Below are 26747 nucleotides of genomic sequence, written 5' to 3'. Positions count from 1 at the left end.
TCCTAAGAGGTAGAATCAAAGTGGCAGAATCAGAGTGACCATAATTTGGGCAGGCCCGCCCGCCCGTTGAGCAATTCGACAAGCGGAACCAGCCGCTTGCGGAGCTGGTAGCCGTCCTCGGCAAACAGCCTCGCAAGAAGCTTGCCAGATTTTTTCACGCTCCAGGCACTGGCGTCGCCCTCACCGCCGATGATTGCGCGAACCGGTTCGAGAAACGCCTCGGCGCGCGGCGAGACCAACAGCACCGTCGTCATCGCGGCGGCGCCGCCGGCGACGGCCGCACGGCCAAGGCTGGCGGCAATAGCCGGTCCGATACGGAAATCCTCGGCGTGGACGAGCGCTCCGTCCTGGCGGACGCGCCAGCGGTCGTGAAAACCGCCATGCGTCGCGCGCTCGCCCATCGCCAGGCGGCCGAAGACGGTGGCCTCGAGCAGCAGCGCCTCGGCATCGGCGGCAAGCTCGACATCGAGCGTGCGGGCGAAGGCCGCCCGATCGAAGACGATGGTTTCCTGCGGCAGCCAGGCGATGCGGCCGCCGGCGCCGACGGTCAGCCTCAGCCGCACTTCGGCGCGATCCGATGCCGCGCGATAGATTTTTTCGCAGGCCTGGGTGGTGATCGAGGCCGAGGCACCGGCGCCGACATCCACCTCCCAGTCGAGACGGTCGCCACCGGTCAGGCCGCCGGCGGTGTTGATCAGCACGGCTTCCAGCGGATCGGCCGAGACTGCCGGCATGCGGATCTTGGCCGAGCCGTCCTGATAGAGACGCCGAAGGCGCGTGCGACCATCGCTCTTGCCGCAGAAAAGCCTGGCTCGCCCCGCAACACGCTGGGCCGCGGGCGCCGAAGTCGAGATAGTTTCCATCATGTCCACACGACCAACGTTAAGCACTCCCGTGGCTTTGTCGATATATAGCTTGTTGCCTCACAACGTTTCGGTTTCTATAGAGGGAGCCTCCTTGGAACGGTCACGCAGCGCCTGGCGGGGTATAGGGCGACGACGACGATGTGAATCCGGGGACAAAGGGGCGCTGATCAGTCGGCGTCGGGAAACGACAAAGTTGGGGAAGAAACCGAATGGCTGACCAGCTGGCAGCGGACATCATCGAGAAGATCAAGGCTCATGCCGAGCCTGGCGGCGAAGAGATCACCACCAATACCGAATTGACGTCGCTGGGCATCCATTCGCTCGAACTAACGGAGATCATCTTCGATCTCGAAGAACAGTATGGCATCGAGATCGAGATGAACACGGTCGATGCCTGGAGCAATTTGAAGAATGTCGGCGACATGGTCGAGGCTGTTCGCGCGCTGATCGCGAAAAAAGCCTAACCGAATGCTGAAGCGCGTCGTCATTACCGGCATCGGCGGGATTTGCGGGCTCGGCACCGATGCACCGGCAATCTGGAACGAAATGCGCGCCGGCCGCTCGGCGATCGGCCCGATCGACAATCCGCTGCTGCATGATTTGAAGGTCAAGATCGGCTGCGAGATCAAGGCGCTGCCCGAGCACGGCATCGACCGCAAGCAATTGGTATCGATGGACCGGTTCAGCCTGCTGGCGGTGATTGCCGCGCGCGAAGCCATGCAGCACTCCGGATTGACCGCGCATGCGGACAACACCTACCGCATGGGCACCATCGTCGGCGTCGGGGTCTGCGGGTTTGAGGCGGTCGAGGAAAACTATCGCGCGATTTTGATCGAGAAGAAGAACCGCGCCGGCATCTTCACGGTGCCGAAAGTCATGCCGGGAGCGGCCTCCGGCCAGGTCAGCATGCATCTCGGCCTGCGCGGGCCGGTCTTCGGCGTCACCTCGGCCTGCTCGTCGGCCAACCACGCGATCGCCGCGGGGGTCGACCAGATTCGGCTCGGCCGCGCCGACGTCATGGTCGCCGGCGGCACCGACGCGCCGCTGGTGTGGGGCGTGCTGAAGGGCTGGGAAGCGCTGCGCGTTCTGTCGCCTGACACATGCCGACCGTTCTCGGCCGATCGCCAGGGCCTGATCCTCGGCGAAGGTGCCGGCATGGCGGTGCTGGAAAGCTACGACCACGCCATGGCGCGCGGCGCCACCATCCTGGCCGAGATCGCCGGCACGGGCCTGTCCGCCGACGCATCCGACATCGTCGCGCCGACCATTGAAGGACCGGAAGCAGCGATGCGTTTCTGTCTGGCGGACGCCGGGCTCAATCCGGAAGACATCGACTATCTCAACGCGCATGGCACCGGCACCAAGGCCAACGACCAGATCGAGACGGCGGCGATCAAGCGCGTTTTCGGTGAGCACGCGCATTCGCTCTCCATCTCCTCGACCAAGTCGATGCATGCGCACTGCCTTGGCGCCTCGGGCGGCTTGGAGATGATCGCCTGCGTCATGGCGATCCGCGAAGGCATCGTGCCGCCGACGGCGAATTTCCGCGAAGCTGATCCAGATTGCGATCTCGACGTGACGCCGAACGTGGCGCGCGAGCGCAAGGTGCGCGTCGCGATCAGCAACGGCTTTGCCTTTGGCGGCACCAATGCTGTGCTGGCATTCAAGGCGGTCTGAGGCCGTTCTGCACCATTTGCCCGGAACTTTTGCCGGCCATATTGATCGGGGTCGGGCCTGCTCCTAATTCTTTGCGACCCGCCCCTTGCGCCGCTTCCGATCCCGGAGCCTTCCATGACCGACCTGTCCGCCTTTCCGATTACCAAGCGCTGGCCGGCCAAGCATCCAGACCGCCTCCAGCTCTATTCCGCGACAACGCCCAACGGCGTGAAAATCTCGATCGCGCTGGAGGAACTCGGCCTGCCCTACGAGGCACACGCGGTCAACATCGGCAAGAACGAGAGCTGGACGCCGGAATTCCTATCACTGAACCCGAACGGCAAGATACCGGCGATGATCGACCCGAACGGTCCCGGCGGCCAGCCGATCGGCCTGTTCGAATCCGGCGCCATCCTGCTCTATCTCACCGACAAGACCGGCAAGCTGATCCCCGCCGACCCTATCCGGCGCTACGAGACGATCCAGTGGGTGTTCTTCCAGATGGCCTCGATCGGGCCGATCTTCGGACAGGTCGGCTTCTTCAACAAATTCGCCGGGCGCGAGATCGCCGACAAGCGGCCGCTGGAGCGCTACCGCGACGAATCGCGGCGGCTGATCGGCGTGCTGGAGACCAGGCTCAAGGGTCGGACATGGATCATGGACGACGACTACACCATCGCCGACATCTCGATGCTCGGCTGGGTGCGCAATCTGATCGGCTTTTATGAGGCGCGCGAACTGGTAGGCTTCGACGATTTCCCGATCGTCGCGGCATGGCTGGAGCGCGGCCTCGCGCGGCCCGCGGTGCAAAAAGGCCTGACCATTCCCGCAAGGGGCTGAGCGCGGCCGGCCGCAAGGACGGAGGACCGGCCCTATTTTGCCTTGGCTTTGGACCCGCCCCGGCCGACGACGGAGGCCGCAAGCGACGCGACGCCTCGCGCAGTGGCGACGACCGCTCCGGCCGCAACGTTGGCTGCCGTGCGAACGGCGCCCTTCGAGGTGCTTGCCGCCGGCTTCCTGGCCTTGGTGACTTTCGGCGCGGCGCCGGGCACCACTTTCCTCGGCGCGGCCTTGCCGAAGGCAGGCTTGGCGTCCTTCGAGCGCTCGGCGATTGCCGGGCCGGCACCCGCTTTTGCCTGCGTTGCCCTGGGTTGAACTGACTTGCCCTTGGCGGGTTTTTTGGTCCTGGTTGCCATCGGATTTTCCCTGATACAGCTAAATGCCGTGTCGGGCATAACGACCGGAAAGTCTTAAGGTTCCCCGACCAACACTGCTAAAATCCGCCATGATCGCCGATGACGAGATCGGCGGGCCGCCGCCGCGCCAGCACGCGGTCGATGTTGGGCATGTCGTTGGACGCGATCCAGGCGCGGGCGTCTTCATCGGAGCGGCCATGCCCGTGCCAGCGCTCCAGCAGGCGGCGTTCGAGCTCGTCGCGCGGCACGTCGACGAAGATGGTGAAATCGAACAGCGGCGCCAGCTTCGACCATGGCTCCTCGTCGAGCAGGAGATAGTTGCCCTCGACCAGGATGAACTTGGTGTCAGCACCGACGATTGCTGCGGCGGCGCGCGACAATTCCAAGCTGCGGTCGAACACCGGGATGGCAATGTCGGGCTCGCCCGAACGGATGCGCTTCAACAGCGTTTCGAAGCCGGCAAAGTCGAAGGTTTCCGGCGCGCCTTTTCTTGGCCGAAGACCGCGCTGGTTGAGGACGATGTCGTCATAGTGGAAACCGTCCATCGGCACGACTTCCGAGGATCCTTCCGGCAGCAGGTCATGCAAGGAGGCCGACAGCGTCGACTTGCCGGCGCCGGGAGGGCCGGCGATGGCGACGATGAACCGCGGCGCCTTGCCGGCACGCTTGAAGATAGTGGCGGCGAGATGGGCGATTTCGGACATGAGGCATTCCTGGCTGGATGTTCCGCAGGGTGATCGGCGCATCTTGGCGACAGTTGGTGGAAATTTCAAACGCGGCGCTCGCGCCTCAGGCCGGGACGGACCGGCCGATGCGCAGGAAGTCGCCGTCGAAGGCAATTTCCTTCGTCGCACCGTCGGCGGCGAGGATGCGCATCCGGTCGCGCAGGGTTTCGATGTCGCGCGGCGGCTCGCCGCCGGCCAGGGGGACGGCGCCGATGACATGGCGGAACGACACCGAGCGCCCTTCGGCAAGCGCGAAGGCTGTCGCCACCCCTTCATGCTTCAGCCAATTGTCGCCGAGCGAGGCGGCATGGCCGACGGCGGCGCGGCCGTCCTCGATGCCGAGCACGCCGCGGTGGCGGCCGTTCCATGGCGCGTAGTCGCGCCCGCCATTGCTGAACCACAGCATGGTGATGGGCAGTTCGGCCGGGTTCTTCAGCACCAGCACCAGATCCTGCTCGGCATGCCGCGCCAGTGCCGTCCAGCCCGGCCCGCCGTGATCGGCCTCGACCAGAGTGATGAAATCCTCGCGCAGCTGTTCGTTGCGGTACTCGCCAAGGTCGGTCGCGCCGCCATCGGCGGTCGGAAACCGCGCCAGGTCGGTGGAGCGTGCGGGGTAGGCGAGCATGAAGCGGCCGCGGGCCGGATCGGGCTCCAGCGGGTCGGCGGGGGTGGCGGCGAAGCGCTTGGGCGAAAAGGCGAGCCGGCCGCCGTCGCGCATTGCCGTCATCGGATGATGGGCGACGGAAATGGCACCCGCGCCGCCCGAGAAGACATGCTCCTGATAGAGGAAGGGATGGCCGTCGCGAACGGTCAGGACCTTGTCGACGGCGGCACCCATGACCTTGCGGCGCAGCCGGAACGTGGCGCGCCAGCCATCGGCGATGGCGCTGTTTTCGACGACATCCCAGGCGCTATTGGCCGGCCAGCCATGCAGCGGTGCCTCCTCGACATCGCTGCGCGAAAACGGCGCACAGAGAAAATCGCCTGACAGCCGCACCGTACCCTCGGGCAGGTTTTCAGGCAGCGTTTCGCGCGGCGCGCCGACCCAGGGCGCGCGATGCAATGGGTTTAGCCGGCGGCCATCGATGTCGACCGCCATGTCGGCAAGGTGGCCGACCGCGAGGTCGAGCGAGACCGAAATGCCCTTTGCGTTGATCGTGACCGTATCCATGTCCACCTGCCGATTCTGCCCGGCGTGAGCAAAGCCCGGTCGGCGCCGGTTGTGCAAGCATGAGGGCAGGCATTTTGCATCAGGCTGTGCACGAGCCTCAGCGTGAGGCGGCCACTTGTCGACTGTCGGCGCCGCCCCTCATTGCCCTGCCGGGCATTTCTCCCCGTTTACGGGGAGAAAGTAGCAGCCCGCAGTGTCGGCGCTCTCTTGCAACGCAGGTGATTGGCGAAATCAGCCATGAGAGCGTCCCTCGCCCCGTTTACGGGGAGAGGGTGCCGGCAGGCAGGTGAGGGGCGGCGCCGACGCCAAGTCTACTGCCGCTTGTACTCCCGCACCGGCGACTTTGTGCCGTCGGTGTAGGTGACCTGCACCGACATCGACTTCACGCTGTCGGCGACCTTGAAATAGGGCTGGTAGTCGTAGGGGATGGCGTAAGGGTCCTTCTTGTCGCAAGGCGGCATCTTGATCTCCTTGTCGAGCGCGGCGCCGTTCAGGCCGTAATGCACCTGTTTGATGGCGCAGCGGAACGACAGCATCTGCGAGAAATAGACCAGGCCATGGTTGCCGCTGGCGTCGAAGGCGATCCACGACGTCCAGAACTGGTCGAGGATCTGCTTCGCGCCTTGCTGAAGGGCGGCGTCGGGATCGAAGCTGATGTCGAACGGGCCGGTCTCGCGGCCGCGGAGATCGAGATATTTGATCCCGATCGTAGTGGCCGCGGTGCTGTCGGGCAGCTCAAAACTCGGATTGGGCATCGGCTTGCCGGTCCGCTGGTCGTTCATCGCCATGAAACCGGTGTCGGTGAACGGGCCGCTGTTGCCCAGGCGCCAGGAAATGGCGATCGCCGGCTCGGGCAGCGAGATGGTCATCGACCAGCCCTGGTTCGACCGCATCGGCGTCAGCGTCGGGGCGAACAGCGCAGGATCGAGCACGTCGCCAAGCGCGGCCAGACGGCTGCGGCTGCGGTCCAGCCAGTCGGCGAGCTCTCTCTGGTCGACAAAATATTTGAGCAGCCCGCCATCCTTCTCGTAGGCGACGAATTTTGTCAGCGCCTGGGCTTCGCTGCGCTTGTCGGACAGCGACTGGCTGCCGAGGCGATCTTCGGAAAACTCCTGCGCCAAAAGGAAATAGGCCGGGGCGAAATCGGGGTGGGCCGCGATGAAGGCGTTGAGCTTGTCAAGGCGCTGGACATCGTCGAACTGCATGAGATGGACCAGCTTGATCGACAGCGCCTTGCCCTTGTCGGAGAGCGCGCCGAACACCTCGCGGGCGCCGGCCTTGCCGTCCTGCACCCGAAGCAGCGTGGCAAAGCGCGTGTAGGGGTCGACGGCGTCGACATCGAAGCCTGCGAAGGCGAGATAGGAGCGCCGTGCATTGAGCATGTCGCCCGACAGCTCGTAGACACGGGCATTGTGGTAGTACTCGTCGGGACGCTTGGGGTCGGCGATTGCGCCGCCCTGCGCGGCAAGAGCGGCAAAACCCTTGGCGATGGTGTCGATCGAGGCGGCGATCTGCTCGGTCGTCGCCTGCAGCTTTTCGGCCTGCGCCACCTGCTGCTGCTGGCCGGCGGCCAGCGTGTCGGTGGTCTGCTTGACCGCTTCGACGGTCTTTTGCGTTTCCGCGCCCTGGACGGTCTGCTGCTGCTGGTTGGAGGCGATCTCCTCGGTCTTCTTCGCCACCGTATCGGTCGACTGCTTGACAGCCTCGACCGTCTTTTGCGTCTGCGTGACCGTCTGCTCGATCTTGGCCACCTTCTCGGCGACGATGCCCATCGACTGCTGCAGCTCGGCCACCGCCGGCACCAGGCTGGCAATCACCCCGTTTTGCGAATTGGTCTGCTGTTGAAGGCCATAGACGCCGCCGGCGACCGCAGCCGCACTGGTGGCGAAAATCAATGCCGGCACGGCCTTGGCCGCCAGCACCAGCTTGAGCACGACGGCAATCGCGATGATGACCGCCGCGACAGCGGCGATTAAAGCGATATAGGCGGCAAACGGCGCCAACGGATTGAGCACGTCGGAAACGGCGCCACTGACGAACGCGACGCTGCCGGCCCATTTGCCGGTACGGCCCAGCGATGCCTTGAGAAGCGACGGCGCCTTGGCGCCGAGTTCCATTCCACCCGTCATGTCGTACCCCCAAGCCTTTGCCACGCGCATAATAGCAGCGCGACCCCGTGAGCAAAACAGGAGAGGAAGCGGGCGTTTTCGGGGCAGGGGTATGGGAGGGTGCTGGGCGAGCGGCAGGACAGGGCCGCAGAGGAACCCGCCAATTGCCAAGGCTGGCGCCGCCCCTCATTGCCCTGCCGGGCACTTCTCCCCGTATAGTGACGGGGAGAAAGAGGCTGGCCGCAGCCCCGGCGCCCCATCTTGCGACGCTGGTGATTGGCGAAGCCGTTTATGATAGCGCCCCTCTCCCCGTCACTATACGGGGAGAGGATGCCGGCAGGCAGGTGAGGGGCAGCGCCAGCCTCTGAAACCTGGGCAAATGCGTCACTACAGGTGTTAACCAAATGGACGCGGCAGGCGCATTACGTTAGCTTCGCCGCATCTCAGCAACAGCCGCGTTCAGAACAGTCCAGCCCTTGTCCGACCAGCGTCCCTTCCCGCTCATCCAGAAGATCATGGCCGCGTTCGCGCTGCTGGTGCTTGTCGCCGGCTGCACCACCGCGCCGCCCGACACCGTGCTGGCGGTGCCGGCGGCGCCGCAGAAATATGCGGCGATCGTCGTCGATGCCAGGAGCGGCAAGCAGCTCTTCGAGGTCAACTCGTCGGCGCAGCGCTATCCGGCCTCGCTGACCAAGATGATGACGCTCTATCTGCTGTTCGAGGCGCTGGAGAGCGGCCGCGTCAGCAAAGAGACGCAGATCCCGGTCTCGGACAATGCCGCCAGGCAGCCGCCGACCAAGCTGCGCTTCCGGCGCGGCGAGACGATCGACGTCGATTCGGCCATCCGCGCCATCGTCGTCAAATCGGCCAATGACGTGGCGGTGGCGGTGGGCGAATATCTCGGCGGCTCAGAGGAGCAGTTCGCCGGCATGATGACGTCCAAGGCGCGCCAGCTCGGCATGTCGAGCACCGTGTTCCGCAACGCGTCCGGCCTGCCCGACGGCGGCCAGATGACGACGGCGCGCGACATGGCGGTGCTGGGCATGGCGCTGCGCAACCGCTTCCCGCAGCATTTCCATTATTTCTCCGAAAGCGACTTCATGTTCCGGGGACGGCTGGTGCGCGGCCACAACGACATGCTCGGCCGGGTGCGCGGCGTCGACGGCATCAAGACCGGCTATATCAGGGCCTCCGGCTTCAACATCGTGACGTCCTACAGCGCCGACGGCCGCCAGCTGATCGTGGTGGTGATGGGCGCCGACAGCGCCCGCCAGCGCAACGATCATGTCGAGGCGCTGATCCAACGGAGTCTGTCGCCAACGGTGGCGGATGCGAAGACGCGGCTGATGTTCGTGCAGCAGTGAGGAGTGGTCCGCATAGCGGACGAAAAGCCAATTGCTTGGCTTTTCGAACGACGAACGCCCTGAGCCTGCGAAGGGCCGGATAAAAGCTTCGCAACTTGCCGGCACGTTCGGCACGCAGGCCGGGCGCCCTTCTCGCGCAATCGTGAACGCAGTGCCGCTACTACGCGGCTTCTCCCCCCTCGACCTGAAAAGACCAACATGGGATGCGGGAATCCGCCCGAGCGGTGGATCTGCTCCGCCGCCCCGGCCTCTCGCCCAGCGAGACAGCAGGAGCCCGCAGCATGAGCACCGCCCCCAAGACGCCCGAGAAGATGCCAGACAACGACAGCGGCGGCGAATATTTCGAGGCGCCGACCATCGGGGATGCCGATCACAGTTCGGACGAGCACCTCGAAACGCCAGACGTGCCGGACTCCGAGCCGGCCGCACCCGGCGCATCACGGGTAAAGCCGAAGAAGAAGCCATCGGCGATATCAGGTAGAAGATTCCGCAAGCGCGACCTCGTGCGCATCGACGATCTGCGCCCGAGCCTCGCCGACCGCATCCGCGCCGACCATCCCGACCTGCCGACCGGCGCCCGCATCAGCCGCGAGGAGCTCGGCCGCTACCGCATGCGCTACATGGAGGAGCTTCTGCAGCAGGAGCACGGCGAATTCTCCGAGCTGGACCGGCAGGTGGTGGAGAGCATCGCCAGGCAGGACACGATTTCCGAAAACAGCGAAGAGGAGTTCGAGGAGCACAGGTCATTCGCCGACCGCGTCTCCGACAATATGGCCGCGTTTGGCGGCAGTTGGTGGTTCCTGATCTCGTTCGCCAGCGTGCTGCTGGTGTGGATCGGCATCAACCTGATCGAGGGCGCCACAAGCGCCTTCGATCCCTACCCCTTCATCCTCCTGAACCTTCTGCTCTCCTGCATCGCCGCCATCCAGGCGCCGGTGATCATGATGAGCCAGAGGCGGCAGGAAGCAAAAGACCGCCTGCGCTCGTTCAACGACTACCGGGTCAATTTGAAAGCCGAGCTGGAAGTGCGGCACCTGCACGAGAAGCTCGACTACCTCATCTCGCGCCAATGGACGCGGCTGGCCGAAATGCAGCAGATGCAGTTGGATGCGATGCACGAGCTGACCGGCGCGAAGAAGGTGAAGCGGGCGCCACGCAGGGGGCGCAGTCGGGCGGTGAAGAGTGAGGCAGGGGAGTGAAGGCGGCTCGCGATCGGTTGCCCGGTGACGGCAATTATGCTATAAATTTGGACATGGTGCTGATTTGCGCCAGCGACCCGCCGCCGAGGCGGGTTTTTCGTTTCAGGCTTGCGGGCCGGCGGGCTTGGCTTCTCGTTGGACGGCCCCGTTCGATCCAGCTCTCATTCAGCACATAAATGGCGCACCCGACTGGATTCGAACCTGTGACCTCTGCGCGAGGAGGCAGCGCAATTGCCCGTTGAAGCCCGCCGCCGCTTCCGCTAAGAAGCCGTGACTGGCCGGTTCACCGGCTGGTTCGTTTTCAAGATCGCCGATCCTGAAGGCACCCGTAGCTCAGCTGGATAGAGCGCTGCCCTCCGAAGGCAGAGGTCACAGGTTCGAATCCTGTCGGGTGCGCCAAACTTTCGAACAGCTTGATTCGGACCGGTTTTCCGACGGGGCTTCTGAACAAAAGATAGAACTGCTTCGGACGGTAATTTGGCACCAACGACAAGGCAACGCGGCGTTGCCGTTTGAACGCGAAAGTTTGACCCAAGCTAGCCAATCCGGGAGGCAAGCCCAAATGTCTCGAATTGGTGAAATGCGGCAGGGGGCAAACGCCACGCCTAGATCCGCATCGCCCAGTAGAAGCTGCGTTCGTTGACGGTCTTCGCTTGGCGCGACTGCGGAGGGAGGCCCACGAGCATTCGGCTGACATAAGCCTCCCGCACCAGCAGGACAGCAAGTCGTTCACTTGGGCGTCCCAGTAGCAGCCATCGATGAAGCGCGGAAGGAAGGGGGTTCGCTGATGCGCTGGTGAGGTCGGACGTTTCCTTTTCGTGCGACCGATCCTATAATCCGCCGGAGCCAGGGCAGACAATGGACCGCAAGCTTTCCGCGATTCTCGCCGCCGACGTCGTGGGCTATTCCGCCCTAATGGAACGCGATGAGACGGGCACGTTCGAACGCCTTCGTGCCGGACGCAAGGAACTGTTCGAGCCCGAGATTGCCCGACACCACGGCCACATCTTCAAGCTGATAGGCGATGGGATGCTCGCGGAATTCGGCAGCGTCGTGGACGCGGTCGAATGTGCCGTGTCGTTGCAGCGCGGCCTAGTGGAACGCAACGCCGCCGTTTCCGAAGATCATCGGATTCGCGTCAGGATCGGGGTCAATCTCGGCGAGGTGATTGTCGAGGGCGAGGACCGGTATGGCGAGGGCGTCAACGTCGCTGCCAGGCTTCAACAGCTAGCGGAACCTGGCGGCATCTGTGTCTCGGGAAAAGTAGCCAAAGAGGTCGAGAAGAAGTTGGCTTTCGGCTTTGAGCCGATGGGCGAACAGAAGCTGAAGAACATCGCCGAACCGGTGCAGGCATACCGGGTGCTGCTCGATCCCGCGGTGGCGGGAAAGCCTAGGGATGATGTCAATCGACACCCACGCTTCTGGCGCAATCTGGCCGTCTCTGTTGGGGTCTTTGTTGTCGCAGTCGGCCTTGCAGCAGCCTGGTGGCGACCGTGGGAGCCGCCGATTCGGCCCGCCGCTTTGGAGGCCAACGCGAAAGCCGACGCCCGGCCATCCCTCGTCGTGCTTCCATTTGACAATCTCAGCGACGACCAGGCGCAAGGCTATCTGGCAGACGGTTTCACCGAAGACCTGACCACAGAACTTGCACGCATACCCGGCCTGTTCGTCGTGTCGCGAAACGCGGCTTCCGCCTACAAGGGCAAGGAGACTAAACCCGCAGAGATCGCCGCAGCGCTTGGTGTCCGGTACATGCTGGAGGGCTCGATACGTCGGGTCGGCGACGACATGCGTATCAACGCTCAATTGATCGACGGCTCGACCACCGGTCATCTCTGGGCGGAACGTTTCGACGGCCAGTGGGCGGATGTCTTTGCGCTACAAGACAAGGTCGTCGCCAGCATCGCAGGCGCGCTCAAGCTCCGTCTCGTCAGCGCCCAAGGTAAGGCTGACTTCGCGGGAGGCACGCGCAATCCCGCAGCCTACGAAGCTTACCTCATGGGCATGGAAATCTATAATCGTCGCAATACTCCAGAGGAGTTTGCGCAGGCGGTCAGGTTTTTCCAGCAGGCGCTGGAACTCGATCCGAATTTCGGCGCGGCGGCAGCATCGCTCGCATGGGCCTATTGGGAGATGGACGGGCCACGGGTCAAGGCTTTGGCCTTTTCGGAAACTATCGCGCTTTACAGAGTCTACAAGTACCTGGAGGAGGCGGCCAAGCATCCTTCGCCCTCGTACTATCAGCTCGTTGCCAGTTTGCTGGTTCGCGAGCACCGGTCCGACGAGGCAGTCGCCGTTATGTTCAAGGCAGTGGCGCTCGACCCGAGCGATCCCTTGAACTATGTCGGGTTGGCAGACGCCCTGACTTTCAATGGCAGGCCGAACGAGGCGCGCGACTATCTCGACGCGGCCAACCGTGTCGACCCAGGCGGCAATGACTATCGGCACTACCAGGCGGGGCTGGCTGAATTTGGCCAGGGTCGTTTCGCGGAGGCCGTCGACTACCTTGAAAGGATTGATCTCCAATCGCCCGATCCATGGCCGAAATTCTATGGCCTGCAGGTATTGGTTTCGGCCTACGCACATCTCGGGCGCAGCGACCAGGTCGCAGCCTACAGCGACAGGCTGAAGGAAGTCATGTTGGAACGAAAGGATGGAGGGGCAAATCAGCTGGTCACGCAGAGGTATTTTGTGTTCAAGAACCCGGCCGACATAGGACGCCTTCTGGATGGCCTGAACAAGGCCGGTTTGCCGGAATTGCCGGAAGAGGCCGATTTGGATGCGAAGGACCGGCTTACCGGTTCGGAAATCAGGTCTCTCATCCTTGGTCGCGAACTGCGCGGGGGAGGCGCATGGCTAGATAAAGAAACCAGCTGGGTGCAGGAGAACTTCCTGTGCGACGCTATTCCGAAAGATCAGACAACCTGCGGCGCGGTCTTCCGCAATCCAGTCGGGACGTCGGAGCGGGTGAACGAGTACAGAGCCGTCTTTCGTTTTGATCGTTTCGAGTTCTCGATCGTCAGATGAGACCATTCGGGATCACATTCGATCGGCCGCACGCGATGTCAGCAAACAGGCTCGTAGCGGTCGATGTTTCGTCAAATGTCGAGCTTCCGGTAATGGCGCGATCCGCGCCGTTGGCGACAAACCCCGCTCCCTCGAGCCGTCGAGCGCGGGACGGGATTTGAACCTGTGACCTCAGGTTATGAGCCTGAAGCTCCAGTTCTCATCTTCATCCTCTCCGGCGCGCAAAATTTCTCAATGAAAATCAGTCTTTAAACGATGCTCGTTTTGTTCTCGGTTGCAGTCTCCTGCAGCCAAATACGGAACACAGCGTGCAGGCATTTTCCGTACAAAATCCGTACACACATTCGCCCTTCGTTCTCAGCACGAATTGTCGGCGCGGCGCCAATCCAGATCCGCGGAGGGCTAACGCTTGTTTTGGTTTGGCGCGTTGCCGGGAGAATTCTCACTGTCTGACTATTGCCGGCACCCATTTGAAGGTCGCGTTGTTCCGAAATGCCGACCGAAGGGGAACAAGCAAGGATCCTAGAAACATAAGCCATAGCGGTGATAGCACCGTCAGTTGCTCCATGAGCTTGGTACTCTCGAACTTTGTCTGATTGAGTCGCCGCTCATTTTTTGTCAGCGATTTCGCATTGCCCAAAAATCGCAGTTTTCCGCCATCAGTTCCACCCGCCCGAAACCATCCGACGGCCCTGTATCGGTCTGTCGGCCGGACCTCCTGCGGCTTCCCATCGACATCTATCGACAAATTGCCCTCGGCCTCGATCAGACTGGCAACGCCATCAGGCATATCCTGGATCGAACGATTATCGATGTCGTCCACGGCGACCCACCCACTTTCGCCGGCTAAGGTCAATTCGCTCTCCTGTCGTGAAACCAACTCAGTAGGTCGGGCTACGATCGTAGCTCTCACTCCTACGTTCAGGGCGGAGTTGGGCAATGTAAGAGCACCGCTTTGGAAAGCACCGCGGCTTGCAATGAACTTGCAAGCGACTAGGTCTCCCACTTTAGATGGTGGCGTAACGAAATTGATTTGGTAAGGCTTGCCGTCTATCTCGACGTGAAGCTTCCGTTGCCCAAGCTCGATGATGTTACCCTTGTCATGTGGCTCGAGGAAGGATCTACCTGCGTAGAAAGATACCGTTCTGCTACCACTGCCAAAGGTGAGTCTCGATTTACTGCCAATAAATTGCCAGATGTTTTTCAGTCCTGGCTTGCTACCGGCCTCCATGCCAAATGCGGCGGCCAAATCTATCGCAAGGGATAATGTCGACGGGCTTCTGTCGGTCTCTAGAATCCAGATGTCAGAAGCGCCACCATCGAATGAGATTGACACTCGCCTAACGTCGTTGACGCGGAAGCTTGACTTCTCAGCTTCGGGATCGGGAATCCAATCGCTTTCCGCACATCCAGACAGAATATCGATCTTAAGATCGAACTTCGCGTTCTGATTGGTGGCATGCCATGCCGCACTGAGTCCCGCGCCAGGGTCGTACCACCTCAAAAGCGAGCCGTCGAAACTTGCGGGGAACAGCGCGAAAGGCTTCTCACCAACATCGAATTGTGAGGGATTTGTTGATAAACCCCCGTTCAGTGGCGCATCCAAATAAGCGTCTATGTGGACCGGCAGAGGCCTATAGAAAAAATCCGCAGCGTAGAAGATGATTGCGTTGGACGCTAAACCAAGCACACAGACTTCTAGGCAAAGGCAGGCGAGAATGTATGGCCGTTCGACTTGAAAATGGTTGATCGTCCACTCGACGATTTGGGTCCATGAGACAATAACGCACGCTAAAAAAAATGCTCCTACAATATTGGAGAAAGAAGATTCCGCGAATGCCGAAAAATCAAAAAGGTTATGGGTCACGTCATTGACCGTTAGCGCAATAAACCCGACAGCAGTTGCCCGTCCCAGCATCCGCTGGGGGCTTTGCGCCGTGAGTGATAAAACTGAAATTGCGAATGCGAGGATTAGAAAGGCAGGTTGATAAGCTTCGGTCAGCCATTCGCCCAAAGTTAAAAAGGGCACCACCTGATCTCCATAGGCGGCCTCATATATCGACGCGGAATCGCCATTGAGAATGCTTATCAAGAAGCCCTGAAGGCGAGGACCAGGGCCTAGGAGCAGCGTTACAGCCACACAGTACGACAAGATAAGAGCAGCGCTTCGCAATGGCCCTAAATCGCTCGAAACGATCGACAAGTATTTTTTGGTCATCAAAAGCACCCAGGTGAATCGAATAAATGATGACTACGGGCTGTTAGGCCGTCAATAAAGGTGCAATTTTCGGGACGTTCATCGCAGCTCTTGGCCTTTCAGCTTGGGAAGCTAGCCCTTTCGACCGGACTCCAATGGCTTGGCTGTAAAGCTCGGTTAAGCGCGCTTGTTTATTTCAATGGGTTACGTTCGAAACGTAAAACCGATTGGGCTTAGAGCGCCGGTGTGACAGGCCAGTGAAATTGCCATTCTGATCAACGACTGTTTCGACAGCTCGGCAGGCCGAATTCGCACTAAAATGGGCAATAGTTGAAACTCCGACGGGATGACGGTGGCCGGTTGCGCTGGCTTACCACACGGTCTTCCGGTAAATGTTGCGGCAAGCCGAGGAGGGGAGACTCTTGCAGTTCGAATACACACATCCGCAGACGGAAGTGGAAAGACTACTCGGAGGATTTCACGAGATTAATGCCTTCGGGCCAATCGAAGATGGTGACGATACAAAATTCGAGGATTTCCTTCGTCGCGTAGCTCCCCCTCCTCGCACACCGATCCACATTGATTCTGAGGGTGGGTTTGTTGAGGCCGCGTTGTCGATTGGTCGGATCATCCGCGCGTCGTGGTACTCAACATCAATCGGAAAGTATATCCTCGATCATGACAGGCACCGGGAGCATATTATTCCGCGCATGCTTCTACCGGGATCGTGTTTGAGTGCTGCGACTTTGATGTACCTTGGGGGAAGGCTTAGACATTTTCCGATTGGATCTCGCTTCGGTGTGCATCAATTTTCTTTCAGAAACCCGACGCCCGATTATATTGGGAAATCGCAAATCCTCTCTTCCAAGATTGCGCAGTATGTTTTCGATATGGGCATCTCATCGCAATTTCTTGAGATATCGTCGTCAACCGACGTCATAAAGCTTATAGAGGTCGATGAGCTAAAAGAACTTCGCGTTGTGACCGGTGGTCAAACGGACGTAGAGTGGTCAGTGCAGGCCACAGGTATGCTCTATGTGCGAGGTGAAAGAGATTCTATTTTCGGACACCATAAGGTAATGCTTGGGTATACTAAGCAATCGGGTTTTTTTGTTTTGGATCGTGATAGAGGTCCAAGGTCGCGAAGCCGAACTGACTGGTTTTGATCTGGTAGAGATTGTAGTAAATGAAGAAGACATTCGAATTGATGTGTCAAATAGGTGTCGCCGAATTGTAAGCGGCATTTACGTGAATATCATTGCGAATGTCACCGACGTGGAAGCCCGCATGATGGCTTATTCTTTGAGCTTCGGCGTCCATATAAGAACCTCAAAGGAAGCCGAGGTTTTCCTAGGAATTTCAGCAATGTCAACGGATGGCGGCACCGAACAGCTGCAGACTTTTTACTCCTCATTTGCCGACCCAGAAACCGTTCACAGCCCATTGCTGGGTCGTTGACCGTCAGCTTGGGAAGCTAGCCCTTTCGGTGTGATTTCAAGACATTGCCTGTAAAACACGACGCGGCCCCCTTCAATCAATTCAATAACTTAGGGAGCAATTGTAAAACGATCGAACATGATCGGCCGGCCGTGCTGTGCAGCGAATGTCCCGACCAGGGGGGGTCGGCTTTCCGACTCCAAGCAGAAACTCGCCCGTCCTCAGCTGAACTTGCGACAATGACCCGAAGGCGACATTTGTCTGGACCGTCGGTAGGTCTCGTCAGGGTGGAAACCGGAAGTTCGACGCGAACCCAACAGAGAGCTCGCCGGCTGTTCACAGCTGCTCTACGCGCTCAGTTATCGGACAAGCCGGCCAGAGAACTATCCTTCCAGAAGCGACGCGGGATCAAGGGCTGGCCGGACGTGACGCGCAGGAGAGGGCATCTTTGCAAACGCGACGATTACTCCGGCACGCCGGCAATACCCAGCGCCTCGACGTAGCGCTCGGCGAACACCTTGTCCCGCCACGGGTTGATCTGCCTCTGCAGGCCGAGCGTGTAGGTCGGGAACGCCTCCATCAGCCGCCGCGCCGCCGCCTGCGCTTCGTCCGACCGATTGAGTTTGACCAGCGCCATGATCACCACCCGGTGCGAGGAGCCGTAATTCGGCATCTCGCGCAGCGCTCGTTCTCCCCAAGCCAGCGCCTCCTCGTAGCGTTCGAGCATCAGGTAGCTCATCGCGATGCCGGAGAGCGCGATGCCCTTCTCGGGGTCGACCGGGCTCAGCCGCATTGCCCTGTGGAAGTGCTCGATCGCGACGAGGGGGCGGCCGGAATGGGCGTTCACCCAGCCGCTGCCCGTATAGCCCTGCGCCGAATTGGGGTTGAGGAGCAGGGACCGTTCGATCGTGTCCAGCGCCGTCTCGTAATCCTTGGCGCTGTAGGCGATCACCTGCGCGGCGAAACGCAAGCTTGTCGGGTCGTCTCGCGCGTCCGCCAGCACCTCGCGGGCCATGCGCACGGCGACGCGGATATCGTCGGGCTCGTGCCAGCACTGACTCACGGACAGGCTGCGAATATAAGCACCGAGTGCCTTCGCCAGGGTGAAGCCTGGGTCGATGCTGAGCGCCTCGTTGGTGAGCCGGCGCACGTCGGCGAAGCCTTCGCGCGTCATGCTGTAGAAGCGCGGCAGCGCACGAAGGTAGAGGTCGTAGGCACCGATGTAGTCGGTCGGCTTCATGCGCGCTTGCTTGATCTCCTCCAGCCGGATGCGCGGCTCGACCGCACCGACGACGCTCTCGGTCACCTTGTCCTGCAGGTCGAAGATGTCGCTCACGTCGCCCTCAAAGCGGTCGGTCCAGACATGGTGCCCACTTATCGCGTCCACCAGCTGCCCGCTGATACGCACCCGCGATCCTGCTCTGCGGATGCTACCTTCGAGCACGTAGCGGACGCCCAACTCGCGCCCGACCTGGCGCAGGTCCACCGCCCGGCCCTTGTAGGTGAAGGACGAGTTGCGGGCGATCACGAAGAAGGAGTTCACCCGGCTCAATCCCGTGATGATGTCCTCCACCAGTCCGTCGGCGAAGTATTCCTGGTCGGGGTCGCCGCTCATGTTGGTGAAAGGCAGAACCGCGATCGAGGGTTTCGCAGGCAGGGGAGGCGGTGCAGTCACCGAGGCGCTGGCGTCGGTCTCGACGCGATAGGCGCGCACAGGCCGCTCGATGTTCTTGAGGCGCAGGTCGCCGAGCGGCGTGAAGCCTCCGTCGAGCTTGCCCTGAAGGTGGTCGTAGGCGGTGCCCGAGACGACCACGGCGCCGGGATCGGCGATGCTTTCGAGGCGGACAGCGATGTTGACACCGTCGCCGTAGAGGTCGCCGTCCTCCTCGCAGACCACGTCGCCGAGATTGACGCCGATGCGGAAGCGAATCCGCTCTTCCTCGGGCGTCTCCGCCTCGTGTTCTGCCAAAGCCTGCTGGATCGCCATCGCCGAGGTCACCGCGTTGACGACGCTTGCGAACTCGCACAGCATGCCGTCGCCGGTGAGCTTGACGATCCGGCCCTGATGCTCGGAGACCAGCGGTTCGAGGAGGTCCTTGCGGTATGTCTTGAGCCGCTCGAGCGTGCCGCGCTCGTCGCGCTCCATCAGGCGCGAATAGCCGACCACGTCGCAAGCCAGGATCGCTGCGAGGCGGCGCTGCGCGGTCATTGCACCGCCCGGCCAGGCGCGTGCACGCGGGCTGCCTCGCGCCAATTCCCCGCCAACTTCCAGACGCCCAACGTGCATGGCATCCACCTCTCCCAGCCGCCACCCGTCGCCGATTCAGAACGGAGAACGCAGCTTGACCTAGCCTTCACGAGATTTCGCTATCCCGCTTGCGAGGCGTGGAGCGATCCAGTCGTCGCGCTAACAGCCAACCGGCGACACGCCCACGCAGCCTCTGGGGACGCTGACACGCCACTCCCAGAAGGCTGGAGATATTTGCTGCCGTTGGTAACCGGTTGACGCCACCGTGGCGTCCTTTTGTCACGGCGATGTAACAGCGAAATGCCCTCCGAACGCGCGCATCGGGCACTACACCAGACGTTCGCGCTTAGAGGTGCTGAGGTCGGAAAGTGGCACCGGCGTCATAACCTGCCACGACGCCGGCGACCTCAATAGAGGTGTGAGTTATGCCGTTGCACCACCGCGGCCGGTCTTTCCTGCCATCCAAGGCATTGCGGCAGAGACATCTTCTAGAATCTTTGCCGATTTGGCGAAGCCAGCGAATGCGTCACGCGCGACGGAAAGTGGAATGTGGCCATCATGGGCTCGCTGACAGGCGCGAAACGCGGTGTCATAAATCGGTCCCCTGCGGTTCCTTGGCCACTCCTCAAGGAACTCGAATGCATCAGCCAGGCATCCAATCTCTTCGATCATAACCTGCCCATTTTTTACCAACACGGGCCGATCAAAAGTCCTGTCGTTCATGAGATCCTCCATACAGTCTGAACGAGTGCTTGGGCCTCAAAAAAGCGTCTTCGCAGACGGCCGCCGGCAAATATGTGAAGGGCATTTTTGCGTGTCAAGAACGGCGATCAGGTCGCAAAGCAGTAAATCGATCTAGAGTCTCAATGAGTGCCTTGGCCAGTGCTTCGCCCTCTGGATCGCCGCGCGAATGGCCCTTCGTGACGCGGGTTTTGGCTCAGCGCCTCCAGTTCCTGAAAGACTTTGCACCAGAAGCGGTGGTCACTTTCGCGACCGTCAAAGTGTGCATTTAGCGCGCAGTGTGCTGGCGCAGTTGCCGCGTTCGATCCATAAAGTCGATCGCCGCCCGCACCATGCGCTCGGTATCGGCGAGTTCCCCAAGCGTCAACTCACCTGCGCGCCCGGCATCTAGCTTAAACATCTCGACGTCTATCAACCATCGTCCCGCAAAATGCCAGGAAAAGACGGGGCGACCGACGTTGGGGGTGGGGTTTGGGGGGGCGCCGGTCACCCGTAGGACAGGGGGCCATAAAAATCGGGGAATGCTCAGGCCCTAATCCCACTATATCATTCATGTTCCATCGATAATACGGTTTTCTAGATCCCGGTTCTTGCATGGAACATTGGCGTTTCCGAAAAAATTGGATGAGCGCACCGGAAGCCGCCGCTTTTCCGGTGTATGTGGGCAGCCCGCGTCATCGTTTCCTCACCTGGCGCGGGTTGCTTACGTCAGGGCCGCTGCTAACAGGCGGAACTGCCTTCTACCCCCGGATCGCGGGCGCTTTTTCGTGCATCACCAGCCATTTCCGCAGGCCGCGCTCGTTCGGAGAGCCCGGATATGCACCGCTCCAGCACCTCCAACCGAAATTTGTGCCTACGCAATTGTTGGCCAAGTTCGGCGAGTTTCAACATTCCGACAGAGCCAGATGTCTCCGCGATGAGTTCTCGCTCGAGGGCAGCTATGTGTTTTTTCAGTTCGAGGGCCTCGCCGAGCCGCACATCCCTGACCCAAGTTCGAGCGCGCATCGCACCATCTCCAGTCGGAAACCCGCCTGATCATGGCATGCGGCAGTTAAGCCTCGGCAATCCAATTGTCTCGAAATTTAGCAATCGCTAATCTGAAAGATGCGCGTCGTCCGTGCTGGGAGAAGGCGCGGGCTCTTGGCTGAGTTTTGTGGGCTGCATCGCGCGCTGGCGGCGATGCGATGGATGACAACCACCTATCTGGCCGCTCGGGATTCAAGCCATCGCGTGTTACCCTCCCGTTCGGGAGGATAAACGCCATGGCCCATTCATATCGGTGCAAGGACTATCCCGGCAATGAAGCCTGCCCGGCATCTTTCACAGCCGCGACAGAGGCGGAAGTGATGAAGCATGTCGAGTTGCACGGCGCGCTCGCTCATGGGGAAGACCCGGCGCAGTGGTCGGAGGAAGACCGTCAACGGGTCAAGAAGCTCATTCGCAGTTCGTGAGGCGAGCCCGTGTGAAAAGGCCGGTGCAGCACCCTAGCCAAACCCCGACTGCACCGGCCCTGCGAGACTAGTAACCCAGCTCTGAAACGCATCTTATCGCAGATGAGCAATCTCTCAAATAAGACTGAAGGCCCCAAGGTCGCTGGGCACAAAGACGGGGTGAGCCCCTCAGGAAGCGCAACGCCGGTGTAGAACGGCGGCCAGCCGACAAACGGCGCTAGAGAGCTTTCCCGGCTATGCGAACGCCGAGCGCTTCCAATCCGTTGGCATAAATCCGCGTCAGAACGCCTTCCGCAGCCTCAGCTCGCTGGGATGTGCAACCGAGGAGATCGCGTCCTCCCAACCTCGCCGGCCGGTTAGCGATGCGGTCCCAAACGCCCCACGTTCCACCGGCTTCAATGTGGCAATAGAATCTGTGTTGAGAATGTTCCATGCAGGTAAACCCCGCACATTGGTTTTGGCTGCGTCTTGTCGGCGCATGTGGTTAATGCAGCAGGCCAGAGCCATGGTTAAGAGAGACGGGCACGAGTAGCGTCTATGAAACGATCCTCGACGCAGTGGTTCACTACCACCATCCAGGCATGGCGGACTGACCGGACTCCCGGTATATCGGCGACATGGGAAAGCACTGGACTTTCCAATCTCTGATCGATGCAAGGATTGGGTCAGATCGCGTCGATGCTCCCCAAGGTCCTGAATGTCGGCTTCCGCCCCTTTAGCGGCTGAAAGCTGACTGTCCGCTCCCGGCCCCAACTGCGATCATTCGGGAACTGGCGGCGGATGACGGCTGTTTGCCCGCCACACTCGGGCGCGCTATGATCTGCCGCGGGCCGAAACCGTTGCCCGCGACGGAGTAACTAAACAAGAACGAACAGAAGAGGTTACCCGCCCATCTCGTGAGGGGATGCGCCTCCTCGTTTCCTTTTCTTGGACATGCCCGTTCTCCATCTGGATCTGAAGGAGAAACCAGGAAATGACGGAGTTCGAATTGAAGCTGCAGTCGGCCGCCAAGCTTGCCGCGAAAGGCAGGGTTTCGCGTCGTGACTTTGTTCAACTGGCGCTCGCCGCCGGCCTTACCGCCACGGCCGCCAATGCGATGTTCGTCAAGGCGGTGCGCGCCGAGCCCAAGAAGGGTGGCACCTTGAAGATCGGCATGGGCGAGGGTGCCGCCACTGATACACTGGACCCGGGTCTCTCCCTCAACTCGTTTACCGGCACCGCGCTATTGGGAACCTTGTCGAACAGCCTGACCGAGATCGATTCCAAGGGCAACGTGGTCCCCGACCTCGCCGAGAGCTTTGAGCCGTCAGACGGCGCCAAGAAGTGGGTGTTCACACTGAGGAAAGGCGCCACCTTTCACAATGGCAAGACGGTTACCGCTGATGATGTCGTGGCCTCGGTCAGGCATCACACCGTCGAGGGCACGAGATCGGTGATGAAATCGCTCTTGGCTTCGGTCAAGAACGTCGTCGCCGACAGTGCCGAGATGGTCGTCTTTGAGCTCGATGGCGGCAATGCCGACTTCCCCTACATCATCTCGGACATCCCGGTAATGCCGGCGAAAGAGGGCGGCGTCGACTGGGAGTCGGGCATCCGCACCGGCCCCTATATGCTCCAGAAATTCGAGCCCGGCGTCATCGCCACCTTCAACAAAAACCCGAACTACTTCAAATCCGACAAGGGCTGGTTCGACCGTGTCGAATGCCTGGCGATCAATGATGTAACGGCGCGCACCAACGCGCTCTATACCGGCGAGGTCCACTACATGGATCGCTGCGATCTGAAGACGCTCGACATTCTGACGCAGAACCCCGATCTCGTGATCTCGGAGACGACGGGCTACGGCCACTACGTTTATGTCATGAACGTCCAGAAGGCGCCCTTCGACAATCCCGATGTGCGCAATGCGATCAAGTACTCGCTCAATCGCGACGAGATCGTGCAGAAGGTGTTTCTCGGCCACGGCGCCATCGGCAACGACAATCCGATCGCACCGACCGTCAAGTTCGCGACCGATCCGCAGCCGAAGCACGTCTACGACCCCGACATGGTCAAGAGCCTCCTCAAGAAGGCGGGGGCCGAGAACACCCAGTTCGACCTGTCGGTCGCGGATGCCGCGTTCGCGGGTGCGACCGACTCGGCTCTCCTCTGGCAGGAGCATGCCCGGGCGGCCGGGCTCAACCTGAATGTGATCAGGGAGCCCAATGACGGCTACTGGGACAATGTCTGGCTCAAGAAGCCGTTCTACGCCTCTTACTGGGCCGGCCGGCCGAGTTGCGACTGGATGTTCACCACCGCCTATGCGGCGGAAGCGGTGTGGAACGAAACGCTCTGGAAAAATCCGCGCTTTAATGAGCTGCTCGTCGCCGCCCGCTCGGAGACCGACGATACCAAGCGTGCCGGCATGTATGCCGAAATGCAGCAATTGCTGCATGACGACGGCGGGCTCATTAATCTCGTCTTCAACTCCTATGTCGATGCCCACACCAAGGCTCTCGCCCATGGCGAGGTGGCGTCGAACTGGCCGATGGACGGGCAGAAGATCGCCGAACGCTGGTGGTTCGCCTAGGCCGTGTACTCATAAATTGGGATGGCGGACTGGACGCGTTTGATGTCTCCTTGTCCCCCAACAGCGGCTCCGGAGCGGAGGTCCGAGTTGCCACAAGCGGAAATCCCTGGCGCGCGTCCAGGGTCCATCAATTGCCTCTGATTTTGGACAGCGCGTCCTTTGCGTAAACGCCAACCAGAGCTTCATTCTGGAGTGCCACGAGCGCAGGTATCGCAGCTCGTGCCGGAGGCCCGATCTTTCCCAGCGCCTCGATGGTCTCCCGGCGGAGATGCTCAACCTTGAGCGCCTCAACCAGAGCCGGAACGGCTTGTGCTGCCGCTGGTCCAAACCAACCCAGTCGCCTCGTTGCGTATAGCTGGGAAAATAAATTGCCGGTCTCAAGCTCTGCTTCCAGGCTCGTAACGGTGACGTCCAGCGGCAGCGCAGCGATACGGACACCGTCATTCAGGCGCTCCCGGACGCTTGCGTGTTCATAATCCCATTTGAACGAGAGGTGTAAGGTGTCGGGAAGGTTTTCGAGTCCTTTCTGATCTACGCCCGGTCGGAACTTCAGTAGCATTTGTCTCGCTTCTTCCCGGCGACCGAGCTGCGCCAGCACGGAACTGAGAGGTAGAAAGAGCGCAGTTGCGTCTGGGTTTCGCTTGACGCCTTCTCCGAACACCTCAGCCGCTTGTTTCAGATCGCCCATTGCAAAAAGCGCCAATCCACGAGCGAGAACGTAGTGGCTTGGATAGTTCGGGTTGAGCCGCATGGCGGTCGCGACGAAATTCAGCGCCTCGGCAGGTTCGCCTGAGATCGTCAGCGCCCAAGCCGTTGCGATGTGTGCCTCGGGGTCGTTGGGATCCAATGCAATCGCTCGACCGGCATTCCTGCGTGCATCTTCGGCCAGACCTTGATAAACGTCCCGCAATGCCTCGACCGTATAAGACAGTGACGTTGGATATTTCTTGGCCAGCTCTACGTAATCATGAGCTCCCCACCAGAAATATGGTTCATCCCTACCGAGTTCTTTACCCCAGAGTGATTCAACGACGCGGAAGTAGGCCAGCGCCAGGGCGGCATAAGCTCGCCCATATTCGGGATCAAGCTCGGTTGCTTTTTTCAAGGAAGTGATGGCGGCAGCTGTGTCCTTTGCGTTGTAACGGAGATAAAGGCTCCAACCCCCTTCGAAAGCTTCCTTGGCTGCAATGTTGTCCGGCTTGGCGCGGGCAATTTCCGTTTTTTCGGTGGTGGTGAGATTGACCTTCAACGCTTCGACGATCTTTGCGACAAAAACGTCCTGGACCGCAAAAATATCGGCGACGTTTCCATCGAACCTGTCTGCCCACACATGCCCGCCGGTGAGGGCATCGATGAGCTGGGCGTTGACTCGCACCTGCCCGCCGGCGCGACGGACGCTACCTTCGAGGACGTAACGCACGCCAAGTTCTTCGGCGACCTGGCTGATTTTTACCGGCTTGCCGCGGTAAACGAATGTCGAGTTTCGCGCGATCACGAAGAGGCCGGAAACCTTGGAAAGGTCGGTGATCAAGTCATCAGTCATGCCGTCGGTGAAAGCTTCCTGACCAGCTTCGGTGGACATGTTGGTGAACGGGAGCACGGCGACTGACGGCTTATCGGGCAGCGGCAACGCCATCTTCGATTGCGAGGCCACGTCACCGGGTCGAACGAGATCGTCACCAAAGCGCTGCCAAAGCACCAGCCCCGCGACGATCAGAATCAATACTGTGGCCGCGACTGCGATCCAGCGCCGCGTTCCGTCAGGTTTGCGACTTCCTGAGATATCCGGGGTGCGCGGGTCCACTCGGTAGAGGCGAACGGGCTTCTCGATGTTCTTGACACGCTGTTCGCCCAAAAACTCGAACCCGTAGTCCAGCTTCCTCTCGACCTGATCAAATGCTGTTCCCGAAATCAACACGCCTCCCGGCGGCGCCAACCCTTCGAGCCTCGCCGCCACATTCACCCCATCACCGTAGATGTCCGCCCCTTCGATGATGATGTCGCCAAGGTTGATGCCAATGCGGAATTCGAGCTGTTTTTCTTTCGGCAGTTCGGCATTGCACTCTGCCATGGTGCGCTGGATTTCGACGGCGCAGGTGACTGCATCAACAACGCTCGGGAACTCTACCAGCGTACCATCACCCATGAGCTTGACGATTCGCCCATTGTGAGCTGCGATTTTCGGATCGATCAAGTTCTCTCGCGTGCTATTCAGGCGCGCCAATGTATCGGCTTCATCCGCTTCCATAAGGCGGCTGTAGCCAACGACGTCGGTGGCAAGAATCGCTGCAAGCTTGCGCTGCATGCCAGCTCCAGACGTGGGGCACGCTCGCTGTCATGTTAGGCGAGTTTTGCTCCTGAGCCTAGGGCTGCTCAGCTTCGGGTCAGATCGAGACTTCACGCCTTCCTACAAACGTTCGCTATCGCCATCCCAAATCCCGAAGCTGCCGCTCCGCTTTCGACCCCTGCCCGGTCATCCCAGACCGCATACCATTGGCTTGTCGCGCTGCCGGCCTGGCGCGAGGTCGCCGCCGCCCGGCAACGCGCGTGTGCGCCAGCTTCGACGGCCTGTTCCTGAGCGAAGAAGAGGAAGAGGCGGCGGGCTCGGCGGCTCGTCTCCCTAAAGCGCCCGCCGAGCGGAAGCACAACCACCAGGCGGGCATCCGGCAGGGAGAAGTCTCCGCGGCAAGGCAGCTGGCAAATCACTTCTGCAGCCGCCAGGCTAAGGATCGTCGCGGCAGAGGTAGTCCGGCTACGCTAAAAGGATAAGTTTAAGGTTAGGGGGAATTGGG

Annotated in this window: 21 protein-coding genes and 1 tRNA gene; 12 read left to right on the top strand and 10 right to left on the bottom strand. The window is 60.8% G+C overall.

Annotated elements, in window-relative coordinates; translation table 11 throughout:
• Positions 1 to 29 precede the first annotated feature (29 nt).
• On the bottom strand, positions 30 to 866 hold the full coding sequence (locus ACFX5Q_RS01065) for an urease accessory protein UreD (protein ID WP_404274698.1): 837 nt from the start codon (positions 864 to 866) through the stop codon (positions 30 to 32).
• Positions 867 to 1075: 209 nt separating this feature from the next.
• Between ACFX5Q_RS01065 and ACFX5Q_RS01060 the strand changes: the two genes are divergently transcribed.
• From ACFX5Q_RS01060 to ACFX5Q_RS01050, 3 genes are all read left to right on the top strand, one after another.
• On the top strand, positions 1076 to 1330 hold the full coding sequence (locus ACFX5Q_RS01060; RefSeq protein ID WP_404274697.1) for an acyl carrier protein: 255 nt from the start codon (positions 1076 to 1078) through the stop codon (positions 1328 to 1330).
• Positions 1331 to 1334: 4 nt separating this feature from the next.
• Positions 1335 to 2543 (top strand): beta-ketoacyl-[acyl-carrier-protein] synthase family protein, encoded by a 1209-nt coding sequence (locus ACFX5Q_RS01055; RefSeq protein WP_404274695.1) that lies wholly within the window; start codon positions 1335 to 1337, stop codon positions 2541 to 2543.
• 114 nt (positions 2544 to 2657) lie between these two features.
• Positions 2658 to 3362: a glutathione S-transferase family protein gene (locus ACFX5Q_RS01050; RefSeq protein ID WP_192178270.1), complete on the top strand. Its 705-nt coding sequence runs from the start codon at positions 2658 to 2660 to the stop codon at positions 3360 to 3362.
• A gap of 32 nt (positions 3363 to 3394) precedes the next feature.
• On the opposite strand, the gene ACFX5Q_RS01045 is transcribed toward ACFX5Q_RS01050, so the two are convergent.
• The 4 genes from ACFX5Q_RS01045 to ACFX5Q_RS01030 form a co-directional block, all read right to left on the bottom strand.
• Positions 3395 to 3718: a hypothetical protein gene (locus ACFX5Q_RS01045; RefSeq protein WP_404274694.1), complete on the bottom strand. Its 324-nt coding sequence runs from the start codon at positions 3716 to 3718 to the stop codon at positions 3395 to 3397.
• A 77-nt stretch (positions 3719 to 3795) separates the two neighbouring features.
• Positions 3796 to 4422 carry a nucleoside triphosphate hydrolase gene (locus ACFX5Q_RS01040; protein ID WP_404274692.1) on the bottom strand — a complete coding sequence of 209 codons (627 nt, stop codon included), beginning with the start codon at positions 4420 to 4422 and terminating at the stop codon, positions 3796 to 3798.
• A gap of 85 nt (positions 4423 to 4507) precedes the next feature.
• Positions 4508 to 5614 (bottom strand): hypothetical protein, encoded by a 1107-nt coding sequence (locus ACFX5Q_RS01035; RefSeq protein WP_404274691.1) that lies wholly within the window; start codon positions 5612 to 5614, stop codon positions 4508 to 4510.
• A 311-nt stretch (positions 5615 to 5925) separates the two neighbouring features.
• A complete protein-coding gene (locus ACFX5Q_RS01030; protein WP_404274689.1) occupies positions 5926 to 7743 on the bottom strand; it encodes a methyl-accepting chemotaxis protein in 1818 nt (605 codons plus the stop codon).
• A gap of 455 nt (positions 7744 to 8198) precedes the next feature.
• Between ACFX5Q_RS01030 and ACFX5Q_RS01025 the strand changes: the two genes are divergently transcribed.
• The 4 genes from ACFX5Q_RS01025 to ACFX5Q_RS01010 all read left to right on the top strand — a co-directional run bounded on the left by ACFX5Q_RS01025 (position 8199) and on the right by ACFX5Q_RS01010 (position 13312).
• Positions 8199 to 9086, top strand: coding sequence for a D-alanyl-D-alanine carboxypeptidase family protein (locus ACFX5Q_RS01025; RefSeq protein WP_404274687.1), 888 nt, complete (start codon positions 8199 to 8201; stop codon positions 9084 to 9086).
• Positions 9087 to 9367: 281 nt separating this feature from the next.
• A complete protein-coding gene (locus ACFX5Q_RS01020; protein WP_404274686.1) occupies positions 9368 to 10285 on the top strand; it encodes a DUF1003 domain-containing protein in 918 nt (305 codons plus the stop codon).
• 322 nt (positions 10286 to 10607) lie between these two features.
• A tRNA-Arg gene (locus tag ACFX5Q_RS01015) sits at positions 10608 to 10684 on the top strand.
• Between the two features lie 459 nt (positions 10685 to 11143).
• Positions 11144 to 13312 carry a tetratricopeptide repeat protein gene (locus ACFX5Q_RS01010; protein ID WP_404274684.1) on the top strand — a complete coding sequence of 723 codons (2169 nt, stop codon included), beginning with the start codon at positions 11144 to 11146 and terminating at the stop codon, positions 13310 to 13312.
• 442 nt (positions 13313 to 13754) lie between these two features.
• Here the strand turns inward: ACFX5Q_RS01010 and ACFX5Q_RS01005 are convergent, their stop codons facing one another.
• Positions 13755 to 15530: a hypothetical protein gene (locus ACFX5Q_RS01005; RefSeq protein ID WP_404274682.1), complete on the bottom strand. Its 1776-nt coding sequence runs from the start codon at positions 15528 to 15530 to the stop codon at positions 13755 to 13757.
• 401 nt (positions 15531 to 15931) lie between these two features.
• On the opposite strand from ACFX5Q_RS01005, the gene ACFX5Q_RS01000 reads away from it, so the two are divergent.
• Together ACFX5Q_RS01000 and ACFX5Q_RS00995 are read left to right on the top strand one after the other, a co-directional pair.
• Complete coding sequence (locus ACFX5Q_RS01000) at positions 15932 to 16675, top strand: hypothetical protein (RefSeq protein WP_404274681.1); 744 nt, start codon at positions 15932 to 15934, stop codon at positions 16673 to 16675.
• 82 nt (positions 16676 to 16757) lie between these two features.
• Positions 16758 to 16967, top strand: coding sequence for a hypothetical protein (locus ACFX5Q_RS00995; RefSeq protein WP_404274680.1), 210 nt, complete (start codon positions 16758 to 16760; stop codon positions 16965 to 16967).
• Between the two features lie 442 nt (positions 16968 to 17409).
• Here ACFX5Q_RS00995 and ACFX5Q_RS00990 read toward each other — a convergent pair whose 3' ends face one another.
• From ACFX5Q_RS00990 to ACFX5Q_RS00980, 3 genes are all read right to left on the bottom strand, one after another.
• Positions 17410 to 19155 (bottom strand): adenylate/guanylate cyclase domain-containing protein, encoded by a 1746-nt coding sequence (locus tag ACFX5Q_RS00990; protein WP_404274678.1) that lies wholly within the window; start codon positions 19153 to 19155, stop codon positions 17410 to 17412.
• Between the two features lie 462 nt (positions 19156 to 19617).
• Positions 19618 to 19917 (bottom strand): DUF982 domain-containing protein, encoded by a 300-nt coding sequence (locus ACFX5Q_RS00985; protein WP_404274677.1) that lies wholly within the window; start codon positions 19915 to 19917, stop codon positions 19618 to 19620.
• Positions 19918 to 20203: 286 nt separating this feature from the next.
• Positions 20204 to 20350 carry a hypothetical protein gene (locus ACFX5Q_RS00980; RefSeq protein ID WP_404274676.1) on the bottom strand — a complete coding sequence of 49 codons (147 nt, stop codon included), beginning with the start codon at positions 20348 to 20350 and terminating at the stop codon, positions 20204 to 20206.
• Between the two features lie 209 nt (positions 20351 to 20559).
• On the opposite strand from ACFX5Q_RS00980, the gene ACFX5Q_RS00975 reads away from it, so the two are divergent.
• The 3 genes from ACFX5Q_RS00975 to ACFX5Q_RS00965 all read left to right on the top strand — a co-directional run bounded on the left by ACFX5Q_RS00975 (position 20560) and on the right by ACFX5Q_RS00965 (position 23955).
• The gene (locus ACFX5Q_RS00975; RefSeq protein ID WP_404274674.1) at positions 20560 to 20970 is read left to right on the top strand and encodes a hypothetical protein; all 411 of its coding nucleotides are present in this window, start codon (positions 20560 to 20562) and stop codon (positions 20968 to 20970) included.
• Between the two features lie 227 nt (positions 20971 to 21197).
• Entirely contained in the window at positions 21198 to 21386 is a 189-nt protein-coding gene (locus ACFX5Q_RS00970) for a DUF1059 domain-containing protein (protein WP_404274673.1), read from the top strand.
• A 973-nt stretch (positions 21387 to 22359) separates the two neighbouring features.
• Entirely contained in the window at positions 22360 to 23955 is a 1596-nt protein-coding gene (locus tag ACFX5Q_RS00965; RefSeq protein WP_404274671.1) for an ABC transporter substrate-binding protein, read from the top strand.
• A 127-nt stretch (positions 23956 to 24082) separates the two neighbouring features.
• Here the strand turns inward: ACFX5Q_RS00965 and ACFX5Q_RS00960 are convergent, their stop codons facing one another.
• Entirely contained in the window at positions 24083 to 26260 is a 2178-nt protein-coding gene (locus tag ACFX5Q_RS00960) for an adenylate/guanylate cyclase domain-containing protein (RefSeq protein WP_404274669.1), read from the bottom strand.
• Positions 26261 to 26747: the final 487 nt, after the last annotated feature.

Source organism: Mesorhizobium sp. IMUNJ 23033 (genome assembly GCF_044778005.1).
GTDB classification, from domain to species: domain Bacteria; phylum Pseudomonadota; class Alphaproteobacteria; order Rhizobiales; family Rhizobiaceae; genus Mesorhizobium; species Mesorhizobium amorphae_A.
Note: the sequence above shows the minus strand (reverse complement) of the source record. Positions and strands in the feature narration are given on the sequence as shown.

Bases quoted from the DNA above. Each gene is read 5' to 3' on its own strand.
- ACFX5Q_RS01065 (WP_404274698.1), bottom strand. From the start codon at position 866: ATGATGGAAACTATCTCGACTTCGGCGCCCGCGGCCCAGCGTGTTGCG.
- ACFX5Q_RS01060 (WP_404274697.1), top strand. From the start codon at position 1,076: ATGGCTGACCAGCTGGCAGCGGACATCATCGAGAAGATCAAGGCTCAT.
- ACFX5Q_RS01055 (WP_404274695.1), top strand. From the start codon at position 1,335: ATGCTGAAGCGCGTCGTCATTACCGGCATCGGCGGGATTTGCGGGCTC.
- ACFX5Q_RS01050 (WP_192178270.1), top strand. From the start codon at position 2,658: ATGACCGACCTGTCCGCCTTTCCGATTACCAAGCGCTGGCCGGCCAAG.
- ACFX5Q_RS01045 (WP_404274694.1), bottom strand. From the start codon at position 3,718: ATGGCAACCAGGACCAAAAAACCCGCCAAGGGCAAGTCAGTTCAACCC.
- ACFX5Q_RS01040 (WP_404274692.1), bottom strand. From the start codon at position 4,422: ATGTCCGAAATCGCCCATCTCGCCGCCACTATCTTCAAGCGTGCCGGC.
- ACFX5Q_RS01035 (WP_404274691.1), bottom strand. From the start codon at position 5,614: ATGGATACGGTCACGATCAACGCAAAGGGCATTTCGGTCTCGCTCGAC.
- ACFX5Q_RS01030 (WP_404274689.1), bottom strand. From the start codon at position 7,743: ATGACGGGTGGAATGGAACTCGGCGCCAAGGCGCCGTCGCTTCTCAAG.
- ACFX5Q_RS01020 (WP_404274686.1), top strand. From the start codon at position 9,368: ATGAGCACCGCCCCCAAGACGCCCGAGAAGATGCCAGACAACGACAGC.
- ACFX5Q_RS01010 (WP_404274684.1), top strand. From the start codon at position 11,144: ATGGACCGCAAGCTTTCCGCGATTCTCGCCGCCGACGTCGTGGGCTAT.
- ACFX5Q_RS01005 (WP_404274682.1), bottom strand. From the start codon at position 15,530: ATGACCAAAAAATACTTGTCGATCGTTTCGAGCGATTTAGGGCCATTG.
- ACFX5Q_RS00990 (WP_404274678.1), bottom strand. From the start codon at position 19,155: ATGACCGCGCAGCGCCGCCTCGCAGCGATCCTGGCTTGCGACGTGGTC.
- ACFX5Q_RS00985 (WP_404274677.1), bottom strand. From the start codon at position 19,917: ATGAACGACAGGACTTTTGATCGGCCCGTGTTGGTAAAAAATGGGCAG.
- ACFX5Q_RS00975 (WP_404274674.1), top strand. From the start codon at position 20,560: ATGAGCGCACCGGAAGCCGCCGCTTTTCCGGTGTATGTGGGCAGCCCG.
- ACFX5Q_RS00970 (WP_404274673.1), top strand. From the start codon at position 21,198: ATGGCCCATTCATATCGGTGCAAGGACTATCCCGGCAATGAAGCCTGC.
- ACFX5Q_RS00965 (WP_404274671.1), top strand. From the start codon at position 22,360: ATGACGGAGTTCGAATTGAAGCTGCAGTCGGCCGCCAAGCTTGCCGCG.
- ACFX5Q_RS00960 (WP_404274669.1), bottom strand. From the start codon at position 26,260: ATGCAGCGCAAGCTTGCAGCGATTCTTGCCACCGACGTCGTTGGCTAC.